The 659-nt window shown below is 42.8% G+C and carries 1 protein-coding gene; it reads right to left on the reverse strand.

From position 1 onward, the window contains the following. Nucleotides 1-155: 155 nt before the first annotated feature. Nucleotides 156-659, reverse strand: a 504-nt coding sequence (locus A3766_RS10005; RefSeq protein WP_082907096.1) for a 4-hydroxybenzoate octaprenyltransferase, incomplete at its 5' end; no start/stop codon positions are given.

A 659-nucleotide genomic window follows, 5' to 3' on the forward strand; every position in this document is an offset into this window, starting at 1 on the left:
TTCATCATCAACAATTAATACGGTTTTTTCTGACATAGTACTTACTCCAAAAATCAAACTGTATTAAAACGGCAAGCTGTTACAGTTTTATGACACTACACTGTAAGCCTATGCTGAGAACCTAATGAGCGCTCCTTTTTGCGAAGTTTTACAATTCACCTGACATAAAAGTCTAGAAACAGTCCCAGGAATAAAACCATACCCACCCAGTTATTGTTCAAAAACGCCTTAAAGCACTCATCTCTGTCACGATGGCGAATCAAGTGCTGCTGATATACAAATAGTACCGACGCAACGACAATACTCAGAAAGTAAAACTGCCCCATTTCAAGCTGTTCACCTAACAAGCTCAGCGTCAATATCACCAAAACCTGCAAAAATGCGATAATCGCCCGATCAGCCGAACCAAATAAGATGGCCGTGGATTTAACGCCGATTTTGATATCATCATCCCTATCGACCATGGCATACATCGTATCATAAGCAACGGTCCACAAGACTGTTGCCATATAGATCAACCAGATATGCGCAGGCAGTTCATTCACTTGCGCGGCATAAGCCATAGGAACGGACCAGGCAAATGCAGCACCTAAGACCACCTGTGGTAAATAAGTATAGCGCTTCATGAAGGGATAAGCAGAAGCAAGTGCGAGTGCACC

The sequence above is a fragment of the Oleiphilus sp. HI0132 genome, assembly GCF_001635845.1.